Origin of the sequence: Kluyvera sp. CHPC 1.251, from assembly GCF_036759945.1 — a bacterium.
GTDB classification, from domain to species: domain Bacteria; phylum Pseudomonadota; class Gammaproteobacteria; order Enterobacterales; family Enterobacteriaceae; genus Kluyvera; species Kluyvera sichuanensis.
Window position 1 is genome coordinate 84,161 of the sequence record NZ_JAPKIC010000006.1, and the last position, 20,461, is coordinate 104,621.

General features: G+C 54.9%; 30 protein-coding genes. 4 read left to right on the forward strand and 26 right to left on the reverse strand.

The genetic code is table 11. From position 1 onward, the window contains the following. Positions 1-6 precede the first annotated feature (6 nt). The 14 genes from V6940_RS13225 to V6940_RS13290 all read right to left on the reverse strand — a co-directional run bounded on the left by V6940_RS13225 (position 7) and on the right by V6940_RS13290 (position 7,175). Positions 7-354, reverse strand: coding sequence for a GPW/gp25 family protein (locus V6940_RS13225; RefSeq protein WP_046092420.1), 348 nt, complete (start codon positions 352-354; stop codon positions 7-9). Continuing rightward, on the reverse strand, positions 351-986 hold the full coding sequence (locus tag V6940_RS13230; RefSeq protein WP_181506538.1) for a phage baseplate assembly protein V: 636 nt from the start codon (positions 984-986) through the stop codon (positions 351-353). Before V6940_RS13230 ends, V6940_RS13225 begins: the two co-directional genes overlap by 4 nt. 68 nt (positions 987-1,054) lie before the next feature. Next, positions 1,055-1,504 (reverse strand): phage virion morphogenesis protein, encoded by a 450-nt coding sequence (locus tag V6940_RS13235; RefSeq protein WP_333496182.1) that lies wholly within the window; start codon positions 1,502-1,504, stop codon positions 1,055-1,057. Continuing rightward, positions 1,497-1,964, reverse strand: coding sequence for a phage tail protein (locus V6940_RS13240; protein ID WP_042325379.1), 468 nt, complete (start codon positions 1,962-1,964; stop codon positions 1,497-1,499). Before V6940_RS13240 ends, V6940_RS13235 begins: the two co-directional genes overlap by 8 nt. Continuing rightward, a complete protein-coding gene (gene lysC, locus V6940_RS13245; RefSeq protein WP_229045982.1) occupies positions 1,927-2,172 on the reverse strand; it encodes an Rz1-like lysis system protein LysC in 246 nt (81 codons plus the stop codon). Before lysC ends, V6940_RS13240 begins: the two co-directional genes overlap by 38 nt. Next, the gene (lysB, locus tag V6940_RS13250; protein ID WP_333496302.1) at positions 2,072-2,482 is read right to left on the reverse strand and encodes an Rz-like lysis system protein LysB; all 411 of its coding nucleotides are present in this window, start codon (positions 2,480-2,482) and stop codon (positions 2,072-2,074) included. The genes lysC and lysB overlap by 101 nt, the downstream gene beginning before the upstream one ends. Beyond that, positions 2,482-2,913 carry a DNZ54_00345 family protein gene (locus V6940_RS13255; RefSeq protein ID WP_333496183.1) on the reverse strand — a complete coding sequence of 144 codons (432 nt, stop codon included), beginning with the start codon at positions 2,911-2,913 and terminating at the stop codon, positions 2,482-2,484. The genes lysB and V6940_RS13255 overlap by 1 nt, the downstream gene beginning before the upstream one ends. Beyond that, on the reverse strand, positions 2,910-3,422 hold the full coding sequence (locus V6940_RS13260) for a lysozyme (RefSeq protein WP_248241832.1): 513 nt from the start codon (positions 3,420-3,422) through the stop codon (positions 2,910-2,912). The genes V6940_RS13255 and V6940_RS13260 overlap by 4 nt, the downstream gene beginning before the upstream one ends. Next, the gene (locus V6940_RS13265) at positions 3,406-3,627 is read right to left on the reverse strand and encodes an HP1 family phage holin (protein ID WP_001437784.1); all 222 of its coding nucleotides are present in this window, start codon (positions 3,625-3,627) and stop codon (positions 3,406-3,408) included. Before V6940_RS13265 ends, V6940_RS13260 begins: the two co-directional genes overlap by 17 nt. After that, positions 3,618-3,821, reverse strand: a complete 204-nt coding sequence (locus V6940_RS13270; protein WP_333496184.1) for a tail protein X — start codon at positions 3,819-3,821, stop codon at positions 3,618-3,620. Before V6940_RS13270 ends, V6940_RS13265 begins: the two co-directional genes overlap by 10 nt. After that, a complete protein-coding gene (locus V6940_RS13275; RefSeq protein WP_333496185.1) occupies positions 3,821-4,330 on the reverse strand; it encodes a head completion/stabilization protein in 510 nt (169 codons plus the stop codon). Before V6940_RS13275 ends, V6940_RS13270 begins: the two co-directional genes overlap by 1 nt. A gap of 93 nt (positions 4,331-4,423) precedes the next feature. Beyond that, positions 4,424-5,173 carry a phage terminase small subunit gene (locus V6940_RS13280; protein ID WP_333496186.1) on the reverse strand — a complete coding sequence of 250 codons (750 nt, stop codon included), beginning with the start codon at positions 5,171-5,173 and terminating at the stop codon, positions 4,424-4,426. A gap of 4 nt (positions 5,174-5,177) precedes the next feature. Beyond that, positions 5,178-6,245 carry a phage major capsid protein, P2 family gene (locus V6940_RS13285; RefSeq protein WP_333496187.1) on the reverse strand — a complete coding sequence of 356 codons (1,068 nt, stop codon included), beginning with the start codon at positions 6,243-6,245 and terminating at the stop codon, positions 5,178-5,180. A 75-nt stretch (positions 6,246-6,320) separates the two neighbouring features. Then, complete coding sequence (locus V6940_RS13290; protein ID WP_333496188.1) at positions 6,321-7,175, reverse strand: GPO family capsid scaffolding protein; 855 nt, start codon at positions 7,173-7,175, stop codon at positions 6,321-6,323. Positions 7,176-7,340: 165 nt separating this feature from the next. Between V6940_RS13290 and V6940_RS13295 the strand changes: the two genes are divergently transcribed. Together V6940_RS13295 and V6940_RS13300 are read left to right on the forward strand one after the other, a co-directional pair. After that, positions 7,341-9,110 carry a terminase ATPase subunit family protein gene (locus V6940_RS13295; RefSeq protein ID WP_333496189.1) on the forward strand — a complete coding sequence of 590 codons (1,770 nt, stop codon included), beginning with the start codon at positions 7,341-7,343 and terminating at the stop codon, positions 9,108-9,110. Next, entirely contained in the window at positions 9,110-10,156 is a 1,047-nt protein-coding gene (locus V6940_RS13300; protein WP_268064416.1) for a phage portal protein, read from the forward strand. The genes V6940_RS13295 and V6940_RS13300 overlap by 1 nt, the downstream gene beginning before the upstream one ends. A 488-nt stretch (positions 10,157-10,644) precedes the next feature. On the opposite strand, the gene V6940_RS13305 is transcribed toward V6940_RS13300, so the two are convergent. From V6940_RS13305 to V6940_RS13355, 11 genes are all read right to left on the reverse strand, one after another. Next, positions 10,645-11,376: a hypothetical protein gene (locus tag V6940_RS13305; protein WP_333496190.1), complete on the reverse strand. Its 732-nt coding sequence runs from the start codon at positions 11,374-11,376 to the stop codon at positions 10,645-10,647. Positions 11,377-11,458: 82 nt separating this feature from the next. Continuing rightward, complete coding sequence (locus V6940_RS13310; protein ID WP_078164368.1) at positions 11,459-11,899, reverse strand: DinI family protein; 441 nt, start codon at positions 11,897-11,899, stop codon at positions 11,459-11,461. 118 nt (positions 11,900-12,017) lie between these two features. Further along, positions 12,018-14,240 carry a replication endonuclease gene (locus tag V6940_RS13315; protein WP_333496191.1) on the reverse strand — a complete coding sequence of 741 codons (2,223 nt, stop codon included), beginning with the start codon at positions 14,238-14,240 and terminating at the stop codon, positions 12,018-12,020. Continuing rightward, positions 14,231-14,512, reverse strand: coding sequence for a DUF3850 domain-containing protein (locus tag V6940_RS13320; RefSeq protein ID WP_095032848.1), 282 nt, complete (start codon positions 14,510-14,512; stop codon positions 14,231-14,233). Before V6940_RS13320 ends, V6940_RS13315 begins: the two co-directional genes overlap by 10 nt. Next, positions 14,509-14,781 carry a DUF5405 family protein gene (locus V6940_RS13325; protein WP_333496192.1) on the reverse strand — a complete coding sequence of 91 codons (273 nt, stop codon included), beginning with the start codon at positions 14,779-14,781 and terminating at the stop codon, positions 14,509-14,511. Before V6940_RS13325 ends, V6940_RS13320 begins: the two co-directional genes overlap by 4 nt. Beyond that, a complete protein-coding gene (locus V6940_RS13330) occupies positions 14,782-15,003 on the reverse strand; it encodes a TraR/DksA family transcriptional regulator (protein WP_001630873.1) in 222 nt (73 codons plus the stop codon). Beyond that, a complete protein-coding gene (locus tag V6940_RS13335; protein ID WP_001246237.1) occupies positions 15,003-15,230 on the reverse strand; it encodes a DUF2732 domain-containing protein in 228 nt (75 codons plus the stop codon). The genes V6940_RS13330 and V6940_RS13335 overlap by 1 nt, the downstream gene beginning before the upstream one ends. Positions 15,231-15,297: 67 nt before the next feature. Next, positions 15,298-15,636: a DUF5347 domain-containing protein gene (locus V6940_RS13340; RefSeq protein WP_000963463.1), complete on the reverse strand. Its 339-nt coding sequence runs from the start codon at positions 15,634-15,636 to the stop codon at positions 15,298-15,300. Beyond that, a complete protein-coding gene (locus V6940_RS13345) occupies positions 15,600-15,800 on the reverse strand; it encodes a phage filamentation protein Fil family protein (RefSeq protein ID WP_071830694.1) in 201 nt (66 codons plus the stop codon). Before V6940_RS13345 ends, V6940_RS13340 begins: the two co-directional genes overlap by 37 nt. Positions 15,801-15,807: 7 nt before the next feature. Next, a complete protein-coding gene (locus V6940_RS13350) occupies positions 15,808-16,317 on the reverse strand; it encodes a phage regulatory CII family protein (protein WP_020316738.1) in 510 nt (169 codons plus the stop codon). Between the two features lie 30 nt (positions 16,318-16,347). Then, positions 16,348-16,611, reverse strand: a complete 264-nt coding sequence (locus V6940_RS13355) for a hypothetical protein (RefSeq protein WP_001630878.1) — start codon at positions 16,609-16,611, stop codon at positions 16,348-16,350. 135 nt (positions 16,612-16,746) lie between these two features. Here V6940_RS13355 and V6940_RS13360 point away from each other — a divergent pair, with 135 nt between their 5' ends. Together V6940_RS13360 and V6940_RS13365 are read left to right on the forward strand one after the other, a co-directional pair. Beyond that, positions 16,747-17,334, forward strand: coding sequence for a phage repressor protein CI (locus V6940_RS13360; RefSeq protein WP_059356731.1), 588 nt, complete (start codon positions 16,747-16,749; stop codon positions 17,332-17,334). Continuing rightward, entirely contained in the window at positions 17,334-18,368 is a 1,035-nt protein-coding gene (locus tag V6940_RS13365; RefSeq protein ID WP_326971694.1) for a phage integrase, read from the forward strand. Before V6940_RS13360 ends, V6940_RS13365 begins: the two co-directional genes overlap by 1 nt. A gap of 178 nt (positions 18,369-18,546) precedes the next feature. On the opposite strand, the gene prpE is transcribed toward V6940_RS13365, so the two are convergent. Then, on the reverse strand, positions 18,547-20,436 hold the full coding sequence (gene prpE / locus V6940_RS13370; protein ID WP_333496193.1) for a propionate--CoA ligase: 1,890 nt from the start codon (positions 20,434-20,436) through the stop codon (positions 18,547-18,549). Positions 20,437-20,461 lie beyond the last annotated feature (25 nt).

Sequence of the window (20,461 nt, forward strand, 5' to 3'; positions counted from 1 at the left end):
AGTGATTTAACTCAGTGAAACAGTGGTTGAAACTGACGCACCGGTATCGGTACGCATCCCGGTAATATCGACATACATCTCGCCAGCGTCGCCGGTCTCAAAGCTGATAGAGGTAAGCCTGATGCGCGGCTCCCACTTCTGGATCGCCGAATAGCACGCCACCATAATCTGCAGCCTGAGCGCCGGGTTTTGCGGCATATCAATCAGCGCCGACAGGAGCGAACCATATTCACGACGCATCACCCGCGAGCCGACCGGCGTCAGCAGAATGTCGCGCATGCTCTGGCTGATATGCTCGGTGTCGCTGATGCCGAGGCCGGTATTTCGGTTCATACCCTGATAACGCACTGTCATATCGGTGCCCCCGTTTGCCCGCCGCTGTCCCCTGGGTGTTTATGGGTGTGGAGCACCTTGCCATTAGATGACAGTGACCCGCCGGTATGCTCGATGTTGCCTTTCATCGTGCCGCCCTTTTGCACCTCAAGCGTCGCCGTCGTCAGCTTATTGGTGCAAATCACCTCCGGGGTGTCGAGGGTGATACTGGTCGAGGCTTTCACCAGTACCAGCGGCACGGTTGCGGTGATGGACTCCGATGCCGTCACGTCGGCAGTTTTGATGCCGCTGACCGTCAGCGCGCCGGTCTCGGGCTCGTACTCAATGACCGCACCATCAGGGAAAACCACATGCCACGCATCCGCCGAGGCAGAGGGGGCGGGGTTATCGTCGGAGAAAATTCCCGGCAGCACGAAAGCGGTATCAAGCTCGCCACCGATTGCCAGCAGCAACACCTGCTCACCAACCGAGGGAGCCCACCACGTCCGCGAACGACCGGCGCGGGTGGTCAGCCAGTTCAGCCATGTAGTCTGGATCCCGCCGCTTTGTACGCGGCACAGCCCCTGCACAGTATCGACCTCAGTCACCACGCCTGAGCGGATGAGGTTACGAATCGCGCGCGCGAGCTCCTGTATCGTGGATAATGTATTCATAGTGCAAGGATGCCTCTGGTCTGGAGTCGCGCCAATTCGCGCGGCTCCGGTGGTGGTTCACACAATATTTATTTGCCGAGGTGACTGATAATGACGTCTTCAATCATCTGCTCATCGTCGCGGGTGAAACCGAGCAACGGGCGCGCCTCGTACTGCACATCCCGGCTGTTGCGGTTTGGCCGGTCTTTGAGTCCGTACTGATGCACCCGCGCCATGCGCTGCACCTTGCCGGTAAACTCCACCACCGCCGCACTGTCGCTGCCTTTGGCTTTCATAAAGCGACTGGTGCGCAGCTTGGCGAACATTTCACGCTTAATGCGCCCTTTCTTGCTCCGCACCGGCTGGCGCTTTCTCGCGGCATACGGGGTGCCGTCGGGTTCCTGCTGGCGCTTGATGCGCTGTTGCTGACTGGTACGCAGCTTTTTCGCAATCTCAGCCGCCATTTGCCGACGCGCCGCCGGTGACAGGCTGGCAATCAGACCGGCAAGACGCTCCTGCAGCGCGGTTAACTCACTCATCCCACTGGCTCACTAATTCACCGTTTGCATACATAGCAACCGGGCGCGTCACCAGCTCAGGCAGTGGCGGCTCTGGCGCATAACTGACATGCAGCGCGCCATCGACCTCTTTGACGAGCGTGCGCTCGGTGAGCCTCAGGCTGATACTGATATCGAGCGAATCATCGTTATTGATATCAATAATCCAGGTGAATCCTTTTTCCCGCCCGTCGTCGGTGGTCATAATGTCCGGCTGATGTTCACGCAGCCACGCCTGCACCGGCACGAATATCAAATCAAGGTCGCCGGTAAAGTCGGTCACCACCACGTTCAGCACATACACCTTTTCAAACGACAGCGAGCTCGCCAGTCGGGAATCGGTATGGCCGTTGTCGGCAAAAAGGCGCAGCATATCGGGGTTATTTCGGAGCTGCGGCACGGCGTTAATCAGCGCTTTGCGCAGGCTTTTGTGCTTCTGCATCGAGTTCATCCTGACAGTGTTTGACGGTTTTGACCTGCAGCGCGCAGGCGGTCAGCGCGCCCTCAAGGCGGCGGATATCTGCGCTCAGGTCACCATTGGTTTTCGGGTCACTTCCCGGCATCGGGCAAAGACTCACCCTCGGGCATCCGCTGACCACAATCACCGGCGCTGGCGCAGGCGGTGCGGGTGTGCAGCCGACGCACAACATCAGGCAAAGCAGCGTTATACCAGCGGCGAAAGGCTTCATTTTCATTAAGTAACCTCGTTATCGTCTGCTCTCGGCGGCTGGCTTCCTCGCTGGCCTTTGCGAGCTTTTCGCGCAGTTCCACCTGCGCGGATTCATTACGTCTGGCGAGCGTACCGGCAACACTAAGCTGATTTTTCAGCATGCCAATCGTCGTCTTTTGTTCGCTCGCGACGCGGTTTGCCGTCTCAAAGGAGCGGGATAAATTGCCGTTCTCATGCCGCAACCACAGCAACCCGAGCACAGCCAGCACCAGCGCAGAGGCCAGAAACATCACAATGACTCTGGACACAGACCTGCCCCCTCAATACGCTGGCGGTAAGACTTGCGAACGGCCTTAAAGGTCAGCACGCAAATCAGGTAAATCAAAGCCGTAAGGCTCCAGCCAGCCCCAAGCAGACAGCCCGTGGTAACAGAGAAAATAATGAGAGACCATGCCCGACGCCCCTGAGAGGGCTTACGGCAAAAGACGGCGCGGAATACCCTCATCAGGTCTGGATTGACGGGAATACTTTTGCCCGTATTTCGCAGCCAGTGCTCATAAGCAACCACCCCGGCGAGGCTCGCCGTAATGCAGATAAAACTGCCAAACAGCGCCCATGCGGCAACAAAGTTGACGGCGGCGCTTTGCGGCGATGCCAGCCCCCAAAGCAGCACCAGTGCCAGCAGGACATCGAACATCAGGGAACGTAAATATTTTTTCATTGGGTTACTCCTTTCATGCAATACGCCAGTTCCCGCTCGCGGCGGTTTTCCAGCCCTTTGTTTTTAGTGCCATTGACGTACACCCAGCGGGTGAGCTGGTCGCATGCCTGCCACCACTGATGACGCTTGATGTAAGAGACCAGCGTAGAGCGACAGGCCGCGCCGGTGCCGACGTTAAAAGAGAAACTGACGAGCGCGTCGTAAACCGACTGCGGCATGGTGACCGGCACGCAGACCGCGAGACGGCGCTCGGTGTTCAGCACGTCTGCGACCAGATTTGCCGCCGCTTCGCGCTCGGTGATATCGCGTTTCGGTACCACCCCGGCAGTGTGGCCGATGCCTGATGTCCACACGCCCGCGCTGCACTGGTAAGGTGTCAGGCGACAACCTTCGAGGTCGGCAATCAGTGCCAGACCATCAGGCGAGGTATTCAGCAGACGAAAATCAGGCATCAGTGCCGCCAGCGCCAGCACTGCGGCCACACTGCAACGTTTAACGATTGAGCTCACGGGTCACCCCTTTGTCGATTCCCATTTCGGTCAGGTAACGAAAGGTTTTGCGCCGGTACCAGAAATTCACCGCCGCCGTAAAAATGGCGCACAGACTACCCACATACAGCGCCAGCTTTTCGGGCGACATTGCCCCGAAATACGCCAGACCCACGGCCAGCCAGTAGGCGATAAACGTGGTGATTTTTTCCATACTCAGTCCCATAGATTCAGGGTCTCCGCCGTGGATGAGGTTTCAATGTCGGGCAGGTCAATCGCCGTTCCATGCGGCAGAATGACGCCCAGCTCAGACAGGCCGGGATTAGCCTGCAGCACCGTCTCGACCACGCCCTCAGTGCGCCCGTAATATCGGGCGCAAAGCGCGTCGAGGGTGTCGCCCTGCATCGCGTAGACTTTCATCAGAGCTGACCCACGATGCAGCGCGGCTTGTCCTGCAGGCGCGAGACCGACCAGCGCATATCCCGCCACAGGTCATCAATGGTGGTTTCGACGCTGTCTGCTTTTTTGTCGCCCTTGCCGGTTGCCTCAACCCCGCGATAACGTTCGTACAGGGTGGCGGTCGCCATTGCCGTCACGGCGCTCAGGTAGTGGAAAACGCGTACATTTTCGCCGTCGATTTCCTCGGCCTCAGGCACGTCGGCCAGTGTCAAAAAACCGGCGGCAATCTGGCGCAGCCGGTAGTCGTAAAGCTCCGCATTGGTTTCCGCCATGCCGGTCTTGATGGCGTTGCGCAGGCGCGCATCGGAAACCGTCTGCTCAAGGCGCATCAGCTCTCGCACCCGCCTCGGATCCACATCAGGGAAAAAGAACGTGTTTTTAATCACTGCGTCGCCCGTCTCCGGTGCGGGAATCACCACGCCCGGTACGTCCTGCGGTTCGTCGGGCTGATTCAGTATTACTGTCGTCATGACAACCTCATTAGGTTGGGCGGTGGACGCCGGTCGCCGTCAGGGTCAAAACCCGCTTTGACCGGCGTGCCGCCCGGCTCGGGGAGCGTTCAGTTAACCGGCGGTTTTTACCGCCTTTGGTGGACGCCCGCGCTTTGCCGCCGGTTTGGTGGCAGGTGTGCGCGTGCGCGGTTTAGTCGCTTTACGGGGTGCTGCCTCTGGCTTTGGCTTCAATGCGCGCTCCAGTCGCTCAATCTCTTTGCGCACACCGGCATTGCGGTCGAGCTGCATTGCGCGCTGAAACTGCGCCAGCGCTTCGGCGTCCTGACCGGCATCGCGCAGGGTCAGGCCAGTCACCTTATGCAGACGGGCGCGCACCATATCGGGAACGTCAGCGCCGTCGGTCAGGCTGAGGGTGGTCAGCAGTAATGCGAGGTCGACAGGCTCACCGGCATCGCGCAGGCGCAGCGCGGCAAGCGCTACCTCCTCAACCAGCATGTAAGACGTGGTGCGGCGGTGGTCAGAGGTGAGGCCGTATTTCAGCGCGTAAGGCGCAATTTCCAGCGCGCCAGCGATATCACCGGCATCGAGACGCCACAGCATGACGGTCATGACAATGTCATCCTGCGCGCCACGGCCATCAGCAAGCACACCGGCCACCCACGGCGCATAGAACGGCAGCAGCTCGCGCTTTTTCGCGGCTTTCAGTTCGTTTGAACGGATGGTTTTTAACGTGCGGCGGTCATCGGCCAGCTTTACCAGCATCTGCTCGTAGGCGGTTGCATGGCGCAGCGGGGCTTGTTCCCGCTGCGCGGCTTGAGAGGCCGAGACCCGCATCATGTGACGCTGTGCGGGGCTCGTCATGGTCTTACTCTCCGCTTTCCTGTGCTGCAGGTGCGGTGAAATCGCCCAGGGTGATGTTTTCCAGCAGGCATCCGGCAGCATACGCCTCGACCACATAGTCGATGTTCATCGACTCATAGTTTTCCACGCGGTCTTTTTTCGGGTTCTCATCAATGCTGCGGCGGTGGCTCTCATCCATGAAGTAAATAGAGAGATTTTCCAGCGTGGTCACGAATACCGCATTCGCCGGGAAGTACGGCACGCGCACGGCTGGCAGGTTGCCGATTCGCTTCTGGCTGATGATGATATCCGCCGCGAGCGACTCGGTGTTTTCCTGCTGTTTGTTGACCAGCGGGAAATATTTGTCGGCCAGCAGCTTACGGCCAACGATGGCAACGAGTTTCGGGTCATCCTGATAAATCTCGTCAATCAGGGTGTTGGTACCGTCCATCACCAGCGCGTCGAGGTTCTCATAGTCGCCGTTTTTGCCAACGCGAATCACGTCAGAAATAACGGTACCGTCCTCAGCGGTGATTTTGCTCATCACGCGCGCCGGGGCTTCGTTGCGGTACTTCTGCAGCCAGCCGACGGCCACATCCTGCAGCATCGGGTTTTTGCTGCGGTCTGAGGTATCAGCGCGGGTGGTACCGTTGAACCCGGCCATGATGAAATCCAGTGCCTGACGCTGGACAATGGCGTCGCGGATGCGGCGCTGGAAGTCCTGAAAACGCGCCCACAGGTCGAGGCGTTTATAGGTCAGGTGGAAGTCAAAGTTAATCTGATTGCACTCGTACTTGTTGGACTCAAGCGCAGTGAAATCGGCGGTCTGGCGCTCTTTGTCGCCCGAGGTGTCGGTCGTGCTGGCGATGGTGCCGGTCACACCGACGCCGATTTTCTCGCCCTTCATTTCTGCGACCGGCAGAATGTTAATCATCTGCAAAAATGCGGATGACGCCTGTACGGTGTTCATCAGCGTTTGCGTGACGGACGGCTCGACGGTGAATTTTTTGCTGACGTCATCAACGCTGATGCCGTTCAGTTTGGCGAGCTGGGTCAGATAGGCATTGAACTTAAAACGGGTTTCCTGACGCATAGTATTTCCTGTTTGAATTAATCGGTTAGTCACAGCATCGGGCGGGGTTGTCGCCCTGTTTCGGTCTGCGTTTTATCAGCAGTCGGTCAGCAGCTCATCGCCGCCACCGCCGCTGGCTTTTGTGCGTCGCGGCTGGCTGAAACTTTCGGTTTTGTCGAGGGTGGTTTTCAGGACGGAAAATGCCTGGCTGGTTTCTTCAACCTTGCCGGTCAGTTCCTGTTTGAAAGTGGCAAACGCGGTTTCCATATCGGAAAGGCGTTTATCCTGCGCGGTCAGATTGGTCTGCACATGCTCGCTGACGGTGGTCACCGCTTCATGCACATCATTCAGGCGCGCATCGTCGCTTACCTGCTTACGGCTGAAAATGGCTTTCACCTTATCGGCCAGGCTGTTGAGCACCGTGTCGGGAACGTCTTCAAACTCCAGTTCGGCCAGCGTGGCAGCGGAAAAGACGTTTTCAGGGTTGGCCTTAAAGCGCTGCAAAGGGTTGTGCTTCGCGTTGCGGCAGAATTCGAGGTATTCAGTGCCGAGGCTCGCCGGGTCATCGGTGACGGCCAGACCAACGAGGTAGCATTTGCCGGTATTGGCAAAATTCGGCTGAATTTCCATTGAGGTGTAGACCTTCTGCGCGGCTTTATTCATCGCGATAAGGTCATCGGTCGGGGTGATTTTAGCGAACAACGCCCATTTGCCGTTAAGCGCAGAATCGTCGTCAATCTTCTCGGCTTTCAGTTCGACCACATCGCCATAACGCTTGAATACGCCATCGGGCAGCAGGCCGCGCAGGTGTTCAAGGTTGATACGGCAACCGTAGACGCGCGGGTCGTAGGTTTCGGCCATTTCCTGAATATCGCTGGCGCTGATAATGCGCCCGTCGCAGGTATCACCCTCGACGCCGATGCGAAAGAACTTTGAGACTTTTTTTGCCATTGTCAGGAGTCCTGAGGTTGGGGTTACTGGTCACCGCCAGTTTCCAGACTCAGGGCACGCCAGACCACCAATGACGACTGGACAACCTCCCACACAACAGCACCTTAGCGAATCACTGACGGCCATTAAGTAGCCTTGCCCTGAACCCACTACGGCGAGGCATCAATGACCATTTCCACCGATACAACCTTGTTGCATGACCCGCGACGGCAGGCATCGCTGCTTTACTGGCAGGGCTTTTCCGTGCCACAGATTGCCGAAATGCTGCAGGTCAAGCGCCCGACCGTGCAGAGCTGGAAGAAGCGCGACGGCTGGGACGGTATCGCACCGATTTCCCGCGTCGAAAGCAGCCTTGAGGCGCGCTTGATTCAGCTCATCGCCAAGCCGCAAAAGTCAGGCGGCGATTTCAAAGAAATTGACCTGCTCGGGCGGCAGATTGAGCGACTGGCGCGCGTTAACCGCTACAGCCAGACCGGCAACGAGGTCGACCTAAACCCCAACGTCGCCAACCGCAACAAAGGCGAGCGTAAAAAGCCGAAAAAGAACTTTTTCAGCGACGAGGCCATCGAGAAACTGGAGGAATTATTTTTCGACCAGTCTTTCGAGTACCAGTTGCAGTGGTACCGCGCAGGGCTGGCGCACCGTATTCGCGATATTCTCAAATCCCGCCAGATTGGCGCGACGTTCTATTTCTCCCGCGAGGCGCTGCTGCGCGCGCTCAAGACCGGCCACAACCAGATATTTCTGTCGGCCAGTAAAACGCAGGCTTACGTGTTCCGCGAGTACATCATCCAGTTTGCGCGACTGGTCGACGTCGACCTGACCGGCGACCCGATTGTCATCGGCAACAACGGCGCAAAGCTGATTTTTCTCGGTACTAATTCCAACACCGCGCAGAGCCATAACGGCGACCTGTATGTCGATGAAATATTCTGGATCCCGAATTTTCAGAAGCTGCGCAAAGTCGCGTCGGGCATGGCCTCGCAAAAGCACCTGCGCTCGACCTACTTTTCGACACCATCCACGCTGGCGCACGGCGCTTACCCCTTCTGGTCTGGCGAGCTGTTCAACAAGGGGCGCAGCCGGATTGCCGACCGCATCGAAATCGACATCAGTCACAGCGCGCTCGCCGGTGGCCAGCTCTGCGACGATGGCCAGTGGCGGCAGATTGTCACCATTGAGGATGCCCTTGCCGGTGGTTGCACCCTGTTCGACCTCGACCAGCTCAAACGCGAAAACAGTGATGAGGACTTTAAAAACCTGTTTATGTGTGAGTTTGTCGACGATAAAGCGTCGGTATTCCCGTTCGAGGAGCTGCAGCGCTGCATGGTCGACGTGATGGAAGAATGGGAGGACTTTGCCTCGTTCGCCGACCATCCGTTCGGCTCGCGCCCGGTCTGGATTGGCTACGACCCGTCACACACCGGCGACAGTGCCGGGTGCGTTGTGCTCGCGCCGCCGGTGGTCTCGGGTGGCAAGTTCCGCATGCTGGAGCGTCACCAGTGGAAAGGCATGGACTTTGCCGCGCAGGCAGAAGGCATCCGCAAACTGACCGAGAAATACAACGTCGAATACATCGGCATTGACGCAACCGGCCTCGGTCTCGGCGTGTTCCAGTTGGTGCGCTCATTCTACCCGGCGGCACGCGGCATTCGTTACACGCCTGAAATGAAAACCGCGATGGTACTCAAGGCAAAAGACACCATTCGCCGTGGCTGTCTTGAGTACGACGCCGGGGCGACCGACGTCACGCAGTCGTTTATGTCCATCCGCAAAACCATGACCAGCAGCGGGCGCAGCTCCACCTACGAGGCCAGCCGCACCGAGGAAGCCAGTCACGCCGATATCGCATGGGCGACCATGCACGCCCTGTTAAACGAACCGCTTTCCGCTGGTAGCGGCATGCAGCCTAAATCTATTCTGGAGTTCAACTAATGGGTAAGCAAAAATCCCGTAAAGCCGCTGCGCAGAAGGCCAGCAAGGCACAACAACTGACCGCCAGCGCACCGCCAAAAACTACAGCGTTCACCTTCGGCGAGCCGGTGCCGGTACTCGATAAGCGCGACATTCTGGATTACGTCGAGTGCATCAGTAACGGCAAATGGTACGAGCCGCCGGTCAGCTTCTCCGGTCTGGCAAAGAGCCTGCGCTCTGCTGTACATCACAGCTCACCGATTTACGTTAAACGCAACGTGCTCGCGAGCACCTACATTCCGCACCCGCTGCTGTCCCGTCAGGATTTCAGCCGCTTTGCGCTCGACTATCTGGTATTCGGCAACGCCTTTCTTGAGCAGCGCCACAGCGTCACCGGCCAGTTAATCAAGCTGCTGGCCTCACCAGCCAAATACACACGGCGCGGGGTCGACGATTCTATATTCTGGTTTGTGGAAAACTTCACTCTACCGCATGAGTTCGCGCCTGATACCGTGTTTCACCTGCTGGAGCCCGACATTAATCAGGAGATTTACGGCCTGCCCGAATATCTCAGCGCGCTTAATTCTGCCTGGCTGAATGAATCCGCGACGTTGTTCCGCCGCAAGTATTACCAGAATGGCGCGCACGCGGGTTACATCATGTATGTGACCGACCCGGCGCAAAGTGCGACCGACGTCGAATCGCTGCGCGAGGCGATGCGCAACTCGAAAGGGCTCGGCAACTTTAAGAACCTGTTTTTCTATGCCCCCGGCGGAAAACCGGACGGCATCAAAATCGTTCCACTGAGCGAGGTCGCTACAAAGGATGACTTTTTCAACATCAAGAAAGCCAGCGCAGCCGACCTGATGGACGCCCACCGCGTACCGTTCCAGCTCATGGGCGGCAAGCCCGAGAATATCGGTTCACTCGGTGACGTTGAGAAGGTGGCAAAGGTATTTGTGCGTAACGAGCTGTCACCCCTGCAGGACAGGTTCAGGGAGGTAAACGACTGGCTCGGCATGGAGGTCATCAGGTTCAAAGAGTACACCCTCGACAACCCGGAATAACCCCCTCAAGCCGCCAGCATGGCGGCTTTTTCATACCCCGCCACCATCACGCCTCAGACGCGCCACACGCGCACGAACACACACGACCACCAACGAAGCAACTGCAACCACGATAGCGCCATTACGAGGCGCTCAGACCATAATTTTTATTATTCCGCACCACCTCTGGCGCGCAATGCTTTCCCCGCCACGCCTGCCCGCTTTATGGGTCGGTTTTAATGCAGTTGCATGACCACTCCGGATCCGCGCCAGCTCTGGCGGCGCACGACGAGAGCGGGCAACCCCGGCGCATGCAAAACAATGCACCTGTTGCATGCACAGCTAAAAAACAGGGAAATCGCGGAAAAATGGCATAAAAAAACCGGCATTCACGGTGCCGGTTTGGGGCGGTCTATACGGGACAGGCTAACGCCTCGCGGGGCTCGTTGTTCAACCCCGCCAGCACTGAAAGCGAGTTTCAGCACCGGCGGCGTTTGTCACTATATTGTTTAATTGTCGAGTATCGAATCGACCTCACCCGTTCGCACGTTGACGCGTGCCGCTACGGTCTGTTTGACCACGCCGCCATAGGCATTAGTACCGCGAAACGTTGTTTTTACAACGGCATGCGGGTCTTTATTCAAAATCAGATGGTAGACCGTTGAAACGTGTTTATAAGAGGAATCATCATTCATGCTGGCTTTTATCAGCTTCTCTAACGGGCGATAAGAGCCATCCCAACCGCTAAAATTACCCTGAAATGCGTCAAGGTTGATTTTATTATTCAGAGATTGTGGATCCTTCTCGAAGTCGTTGAAACACCAACCCAACACATCACCGAGCTTTAACGCATCATCTTTAGTAAAAGTGTACTCACTCATACAGGCATAAAAGGCATCAGCAGAGCTGGCCGGTACACCTTTGAAACCCACATAGCCTTTAACGATATTGTGCCGGGTTTCTTTTGGCTCGTTGCGATATTCTTTGAGGGTTTTATCTGCGTACTCAAACGTTGGCGTAGCCGGTTCCGCTTTAACCGCCGGTACGTCAGTTTTTGCCACAGGCTGACTTTTTTCAGTCGGCCATAAGATTGAGCCAATAACGCCCAGCGCCAGACAGCCACCAAGGTAAACCGCACTGGAGCGCTTACGGTTCGGCATTCGAACCAGCGACGGCTTGATTAACCCCACGATAAAAGCAATAAAGAGAGCCAGAGATAAAAATGCTATTAAGGTATCCATGATTTTCCTTTGTGTGTAATCCCCATACAAAACAACCCCATGCTATCAAACATGGGGTCGAAGGTTGCACATATTTCAGGGATTAACGCCAGCTCTCATCTTCCCACACTTCCTGAAGGATACTATCCAGCGCTTCGCGGTCTGAATCTTTATCGAACCCCATCAGCTCAACACCGGTCATGGATCCCTTTTTAACAGTAACGCGCGTTGACGGGAAAACAGACTGTATCCGCCTAGTCAATTCGCACTGAAAAGCATCAATTACCGGCTGGCCTATTTTTTGGTCTTTATCCAACGTGATATTTACCTTCACTTTGCTCTCCTTTGCAAAAGTCTCATCGACAGGCGGAGCGGAAAACACAACGGAAAAATTATTGTTTTTCATTAGGTTGCCTTTTGCTATTTCCGCAATCAAATTTAAGGCAATTTCTCGGTCTCGCTCCTGACAAGTACCCTCAGTCGTCAGACGCGCAATCATTTCGACACGTTCAATCATGACGTGCTCTCTCAACTCTCTATCCACACAACCTCCACAACGAGATACTGTATAAACATACAGTAGCACGTATCGACAAATGGTGTGAAGAAAAAAATCGCAAAGAAATACACTGTATGTACATGATATGGATGAACATTGCCGCTTACTCTTTCGTTGCCATTTCTGCTAAAGCCGCAACACGATTGAGGATTTTCCGAGCTTTAGCCTCATACGATGGTGCTGCGGAAAATATTTCTCCTTTGGCCGTTCCGCGTAGCCATTTGCCATCAAAACAACTTTTACCACCGGCCATCAGGTGCAGGGCTTCGCCCCGGCTGATATTAATGCCGGTTGTCAGATGTATCTCGTCGATAGTTTTCGCTATAGCTGCGTTTTGCTCATCCATTCCGTGGATGAATTTTCGCCGTATTGCTGGCTTTTGCTTCCTGAGTCGGTTGGTCAACTCTCGTCTTTCACGCCGACTCAGTGGTTTTGTTAAATCCAGTATCGGTGGATCGCTTTCGCTTCCCGTACAGTTATTGACAGAACTCCGAGAGGGCGCAGGAGCGCCCTTAACGTCAACGGCCAAATCAACGGCACGCTTCGGCACAATTTTCCACTGCGTTAACCGGGTTAAAATCGGGGTGCCAGCGCCGACAGCAGAGTCGTAAACACCACGGATGCAGACGGTTTCCTCACCATACTGATTAAACTCAGCGCGCGGTTCATACAGTGTGCGCACCTGCAAATCATCGCGACGGACAAACGGCCCACCCTGCGCATTAACGTAACCAGCCCAGTCACCGGCGTCGGCGGCATCATGGACGGCGGCAAACTCAACGCTCAGACCATGTGCGGTCTCGGTGTCTGCGAGACGGCGCAACTCACGGTAGACCGTCACCGGCGCCCCACCGATAAACTGAAACTGACGGATGTGCCAGCGTGCCGCCCATGCCGAAACGGCAGGGGCTGTTTCTTTCAGCAGCTCACCGCTTTCGTCATCGGTTTCACCATCAAGAGCATAGCCGTCGATGTTTTTGGAAATGTATTTAGCGACATAGCCGGTAGCGCTGCCCTTTTCCGGGTCAATGGCCTCGGCATGAAAGCGCGCCTTTTTGGCCTTATCGCTTCTCAGTTCGTGACGGTCTTCCTCCCACGCATAATCGCGAATGATTAGGCGCACGCGCTCGACGTCTTCCGGCAACATGAACATAAGCATGTGCCAGTGAGGCGTTCCGTCGTGATGAGGTTCGGCAACACGTATGCCGAAAATGCGGATTTCTTCCCGGTGCAGCTTGGCACGGATGCGCGCCCAAAGGCCGGTGAGATAACTCTGCGAGTCCGACGGGCTGGCTCCGTTCCATTTGCTGTTACGGTAGCCTGCTTTGGTGGTGGCGTGATATTTAGACGGTGCAGTCAGGGTGTAAAACTCCCCGACATAACCGAGCTCATTGCAGATATTTTCAAACCCACGGATGCGGGTCATCAGCTCGCAGCGGCGTATTGCAGGGTTAGCGACCGAGCCGTCATATTTTTCAATCAGACTGATGCGGTTACCGTCTTCGTCTTCGAGATCCAGACCTTTGAGAAACTCACGCGTGCGGCGCTTCTGCTCGCGCCAGTCGGTGACGCAGTTTTTACTCGCGTAGGCGTGCTTTTTCTTGCTGACATTGCCGACAGCAATTTGCAGATGTTCGCGCCATGCAGCCGCAATGCGACGCAGACGACCACGCCACCACACCTCGTTAAACATGCGAGTGATAGCCGGGGCAATTTCATCCTCGCCGACATATTTCTTTGTTACCCGTTCCCAATGTGGCGGGGTAACATTGAATTGCAGGGAAATAATACCGGCGCGCATATACCAGGTGTACAGCGTTTTAAGCTCGCTAAATCCGGTGTCATCAATGTCAGCCAGTTCAGCGCGAATGAAATTAGCGATATCAGCGGCCAGCAGCTCAATATCGGCGCGCGACATATCCGGGAGGCGATTATATCTGTAGACCATATTGACCATGCGTGATGCCAGATATTGCATAAGTTCGGTATCAAAATGACCACCGAAAACAGCGGCTGATACGTTGCTGTTGATACCTGCACACTCATATTTTTTTGCCACCAGTTCAAGACGTGGCAATGCCTTTTTACAGAAGCTGATTAAAAAAGCATTGGCTCGTTGACTGCCCTGATTTTGCTCCAGCACCGCAGCGGTGCGATAGACGTCAAAGCGCACGTACTCGGGCTGGAGAGAAAGCACTTTTCTCGCATGCAGCAAAGCCGCGAACATACGGTCGCGGCGATACTGTTGGTCATAGGTAAGGTATGGGCTGGCTATTGCCGACCGTGGAGCGTTCCACGGGTAAGCATAATTAACGCTTACCCGCATAGCTCCTCCACTTGCCTACGCTGTATGCTTAGCATCACATAGCCAGGAGCCCACTCGTTAAGGTCAGTTACATGAGTCACTAGCACGTAGACAAAAGCGCCGGTAAAACCGACCTTTTGCGGGTCATACTCGCAGGGGCCATACTCGTTTAAGCAAAGTAAATCCCCTGCAGCAAAAGCGCGGTCAGCTAGACGAAACTCAGCTTTTTTCGTTCCATTGATTACAGCTTGAAAAAACTCAGGCCGAATTTTTAGTTGATGTGTTTTTCTCATGCCGCCGCCTTGATAGAGGAGGCGCACATTTCTCCGATACGCTCAATTTCAGATGCCATTGCGTCAAGCGTGGTAATTGATGACTGCTGAATATGATGATGAATCAGCCCGGAAATAAGCTGGTTAATCTTCGGGTAATAACCGATGGTGTCGGGCCATTCCTCACCAGCTTTTTTACCTGACTTAACGACTTTCTTTTCATTCAGGATGAATTGATATTGGTCGCTGGTAATAACCCATTTGTCGCCAACTTCGATACGAATACTCATTTAAACGCCCCTGTAATGTTTAGATTTGAGCTCTGCTATTTGCTGACAGGTCACGCAAAAGGCCACGCCCGGTATCGCAATGCGGCGAGCTTCCGGGATTGGTGCGTCGCATTCTTCGCAGAGGAAACGAGAAGGCGCAGCGATACGGCTGCGCGCGTTGTTGATGTGGCGCTCGCGGTCTTCCTGCTCACGCTGTTGTGCTAAATCCATTGCGTCGGCCATTAGTGCAGCTCCTGTGATTCATTCTCAAAGCGGGTTGCTTCACGGCGCAGCAGTTCGGCAGCTTCGGTGCCGCTCATACCTTCTTTGGTGATATGGATAGCCAGCGCCTCAAGGCGGATGGAAACAGCGAGCGCGCGGTCTTTACGCTCCTCTTTTTTTGCATCGGTCAGCAATACGGCCAGTGCATCACTATCAGTGTTAAAACTACGGATTTCGGTATTACGCATAATTAACTCTCCTGATTTCGGGCAATAAAAAGCCCGGCGGGTTTACGCCATTAAATTTCTGTTTGGATTAATTCGGCATAGTTAGCCGTTTGGGAAATAAACTCACCACTGCACGAAAATGATTCATCGCTGTAATAAGCGCCTTTTTCTCGTCAGTAGTCAGCTCACTTAATTCGAGCTCATGACGAGCCGCCGGTATTTTTGCCAGAAAGAAAATAGCGGCCAGCGCCCGATTATTTTCTTCAAATTGTGGGTCACGTTTATCGCGCATATCATCGACAAAACGCTCAACCTCTTTCCAGCTATCGCCCCAATATCTCGCGCGCAATTCAGCCACATGATTGAGACCGGCCAGACGTTCACCCGCTTTTAGCGGAACAGTCGCGGAAACAGCTTCGATAGCCATGATTCCCCCTGCTTTTGAGTAGAGAGGCCAGCCAGCAAATCAGCCTGTGAGCGGCTCGGGTGCCAGCGATTGCCGTCCTTACCTGCGATCCAGCCGTGGCCGTAGTGCATGCCGGGGCTTTGCTTAACGAGCAGAGACGCGAATGAAGGTTCACTTTTCAGCATACGCACCTCAAATCAGCCCGAAGGATGCGCCAATACCGCTCATGGTATCGACAACGCTCGACATAGCGGGATTAGTCTGCAGACGCGCATGCAGCGCCAGCGCCGACAACGACAACATGCGAATGCCAGCGTTAACGCTTTCAATCATGTTGTGCTTACGGGCAGAAGTCAGGCGTTCATCAGATACCGCACCGCTCGCAAGCTCGCCGAGTTCACGCATTGCGCGCATGACGTAAGACTGTAATTTGTCTTTAGCCAGCTCATTAACCGGCACGCATGGCAGGCAATGAATCTGCGCCAGAAAACCATCAACGAGGGTTGAGTCTTCGGTCAGGTCAGTCAGCAGCCACAATTCAGGCGGCGTGAACTGGTGAGGCTGTTCCGGGTTGAGCTTGTTACGTAACGTTTGAACGTTCATACCCGCTCGCTCGGCCAGCTTCGCCATGTTGTGACGCTGCGCAAAAGCCCGGCATGCTTCGTCATAGTGGGGATGTTTGGAAACTTGAAAATCAAACATGTTGCATCCTTACAATTCACATAAAGTGAATTAAGCGCCGATGACGAGTTGAAAACGGGAATGACCCAACGCCTTACGCAACTGCTCTTCTTTCCAGCGTGCGTAATAAATACGAATCGGGCCACCTGCTTTCTTGCAGCCTTTACGGATGGTGCGAGGTTCGATTGGTACACAAGGGTTGTCGCCGGTTGTCCAGCGGTAAGCGGTGCGTTCGGAAACACCCTCAAGCTCTGCGAATTGTTGCAGAGTAACGATAGGTGCAGGCACTTTGATGATTGCGATTTCAGAAGCCATATTGCATGATTCCCTATTTGCCAATACTTGCAATTAATGGTCATCAGTTTGCCAACGTTTGCCATTAATCACCTTAGGTTTAGCCGCATACTAATGCGCATAAGCCGCAACAGTCAATACGTGGATGCGAATTTTATGCAAATCGATTCAGGAATCAGTAACGAACATGTCTTAGACCGGATTTGTGATGTTTACGGTTACGCCCAAAAAATACAGCTCGCTCGGCACTTCAATATCGCTGCCAGCTCCTTGCAGAACCGCTACACGCGGGGCAGCATCTCTTATGACTTTATCGTCCATTGCGCTCTTGAAACTGGTGCCAATATTGAATGGTTGCTTACCGGAAAGGGGGATAAATTCGCAAACGACAAAGCATCTCCCTCTTGCACATCTGAGGAGCTGACCATCAAATCATTCACATTAAGTGAAGGAAAACTGGTTGATGAGTCAGAAATGAGAATTTCAAAGTCACTTTTTAGCCGAGCTCCCCTTAGCCCACAATGCCTACGGTCAGACAACGTAATTCACTTTCTTGAGCTTGATGCTTCGCTCTCCGATGGCTCATGGCTTGTAGATATTGAGGGGGCAAAAAGTATCCGCGAGTTAACTGTTTTGCCTGGCAAAAAGTTACATGTGGCTGGCGGCAAAGTACCGTTTGAGTGTGGAATTGATGAGATAAAAACGATTGGCCGTGTAGTGGGTGTATACAGCGAGGTTAATTGATGACTGTCCGTAAAAATCCGGCTGGCGGCTGGATTTGTGAGCTCTACCCAAACGGTGCAAAAGGCAAGCGCATCAGAAAAAAATTCGCGACTAAAGGCGAGGCGCTGGCCTTTGAACAGTACACCGTTCAAAACCCGTGGCAGGAAGAAAAAGAGGATAGGCGCACGTTAAAAGAGCTGGTTGATTCATGGTATAGCGCTCATGGCATTACGCTGAAAGACGGCTTGAAACGTCAGTTAGCCATGCATCATGCTTTTGATTGTATGGGCGAACCACTCGCACGCGATTTCGATGCGCAGATGTTTTCCCGCTACCGAGAAAAACGGTTAAAAGGTGAGTATGCCCGTTCAAACAGGGTGAAAGAGGTATCGCCTCGCACGCTTAATCTTGAGCTGGCCTACTTCCGGGCGGTATTCAATGAGCTAAATCGCCTCGGAGAGTGGAAGGGTGAAAACCCACTGAAAAATATGCGCCCATTCCGCACAGAAGAAATGGAAATGGCCTGGCTAACTCACGACCAAATTTCGCAACTGCTCGGAGAGTGTAAACGGCATGACCACCCTGATTTAGAAACCGTGGTAAGAATCTGTCTCGCCACTGGCGCACGCTGGTCTGAGGCCGAGACTCTGAGAAAAAGCCAGCTCGCGAAATACAAAATCACATACACCAACACGAAAGGCAGAAAAAACCGCACCGTCCCAATAAGCAAAGAGCTCTATGAGTCTCTGCCTGATGATAAAAAAGGACGGTTGTTTAGTGATTGTTATGGCGCGTTCCGGTCTGCTTTGGAAAGAACTGGCATCGAGCTACCGGCAGGACAGCTTACCCACGTTTTGCGCCATACCTTCGCCAGCCACTTTATGATGAATGGTGGTAATATTCTGGTCTTGCAACGTGTACTCGGCCATACCGACATCAAAATGACGATGCGATATGCGCACTTTGCCCCTGACCATTTAGAGGATGCTGTTAAGCTCAACCCACTGGCGGTGAGTGGCGATAAAGTGGCGGTAGAAATGGCGAAGAATGGGTAATTATTGGCAAACAGTGGCAATCTATGTCAATGATAAATAACGCAAACTATTGATTTTCGGTTGTTCCGGTAGGAACTCATAATCGCTTGGTCGTTGGTTCAAACCCAACAGGGGCCACCAAATAAAAAAGGGCTGACGAGAAATCGTCAGCCCTTTTACGTTGATAAAACCAACACCATTATCCCGCCTCTATCGCCTGCCGGATCTGCTGCAATGCTGCCGGATCGTCGAGCGTTGTCAGATCCCCGGGATCGCGCCCTTCACATATCGCCTGGATCGTACGTCTCAGCATCTTGCCGGATCGCGTTTTCGGTAGCTGCGAGACAAACCAAACGTTCGCCGGGCGGCCAAAGTTGCCAATCTGGCTGTCCACCAGCGCCATGATCGCCTCCTTCTCGGTATGGGCGACCTCGCGATCGTCCAGACTGTCGCCCTGCTTGGGGATCACAAACGCCACGGCCACCTGCCCTTTTAACGCATCCTTGACGCCGACCACCGCCACTTCCGCGACGTTCGGGTAGCTGGAGATGCTCTCTTCTATTTCGCGTGTACCCAGACGGTGCCCGGCGACGTTTATCACATCGTCGGTTCGGCCAAGAATGAAGTAATAGCCGTCGGCATCGCGGATGCCCCAGTCGAAGGTGGCGTACACCTGTCGGGAAAACAGCGACCAGTAGGTTTTCACAAAGCGCTCGTCATCACCCCAGATGGTCTGAATACAGCCCGGCGGCAGCGGCCCATCGATCACCAGCATTCCCTTCTCATTTGCTGCGCAGGGTTCACCGGTGACTTCGTTAAGCAGCTGAACGTTATAGCCATACATCGGCACGCCAGGACTGCCGAGGCGCGACGGTCGGTCGTCCAGCGCGCGGGCAATGGCCATAATCGGCCAGCCGGATTCGGTCTGCCAGTAGTTGTCGATAACCGGCACGCCCAGCGCCTCGGTCACCCACGCGGCGGTCGGTTCGTCGAGCGGTTCTCCGGCCAGATAAAGTGCCTGCAGCGAGGAGAGATCGTGGTGGCGGATCTGCGCCGTCGGGAATTTCTTCAGTACGCGGATAGCCGTTGGCGCGGAGAACATACGGTTAACCCGATATTTCTCGACGATTTTCCACCACACGCTGCAGTCGGGATAAACCGGCAGCCCCTCGTAAACGATAGTCGCCATTCCCGCCAGCAATGGCGCGTAGACAATATAAGAGTGCCCGACCACCCAGCCGATATCCGAGGCGCAGAAAAATACCCCGCCCGCCATGCCGCCAAAAATGGTTGCCATGGAGGTAGCCAGCGCCACCGCATAGCCGCCCACATCGCGCTGAACGCCTTTCGGTTTACCGGTGGTGCCGGAAGTGTAGAGAATGCAGGAAGTCTCGTTAGACTCAAGCCAGGCCACCGGCACTCGCGCCCCCTCATGTTGCTGGCGCAACGTGGCGAAATCGAGATCGCGCCCGGCTACGCGCGCCATTTTCGCCAGCCCGCGGTTCACCAGCAGCACGTGCCGTGGCTGGTGCTGCGCCTGGTCGATGGCATCATCAAGCAGCTTTTTGTACGGCATAATTTTGCCGCCGCGCGCACCCGCATCCGCCGAGACAATCAGCACCGGTCTGGCATCATCAATACGCGCCGCCACGCTGTGCGAGGCAAAACCGCCAAATACCACCGAGTGGATCGCGCCAATGCGTGCGCAGGCCAGCAGCGTAATCTGCGCTTCGGCAATCATCGGCATATAGACCAGCACCCGATCGCCACGCTGTACGCCCAGTGACAGCAGCATGGAGGCGACCGCGTTCACTTCGTCATACAGCTGGCGGAAGGTAAAAGTGCGCTCCTCTTCGGTCTCCGAGGAGACGGCAATCAGCGCTAGCGCGTCTGGCTGTTTGTCCAGCCAGCGGTCGATGGCGTTGTGGCACAGGTTGGTGGTGCCGCCGCAAAACCAACGGGCAAACGGCGGATGGCTGCTATCCAGCGTCTGACTAAAGGGCGTCTGCCAGTCGATACGCTGGGCCTGCTCGGCCCAGAACGACTCCGGCTCGGTAAGGGAACGCTGATAAAACTCGCTAAAAGACATAATGCTCTCCTGTTGAACTTACGCC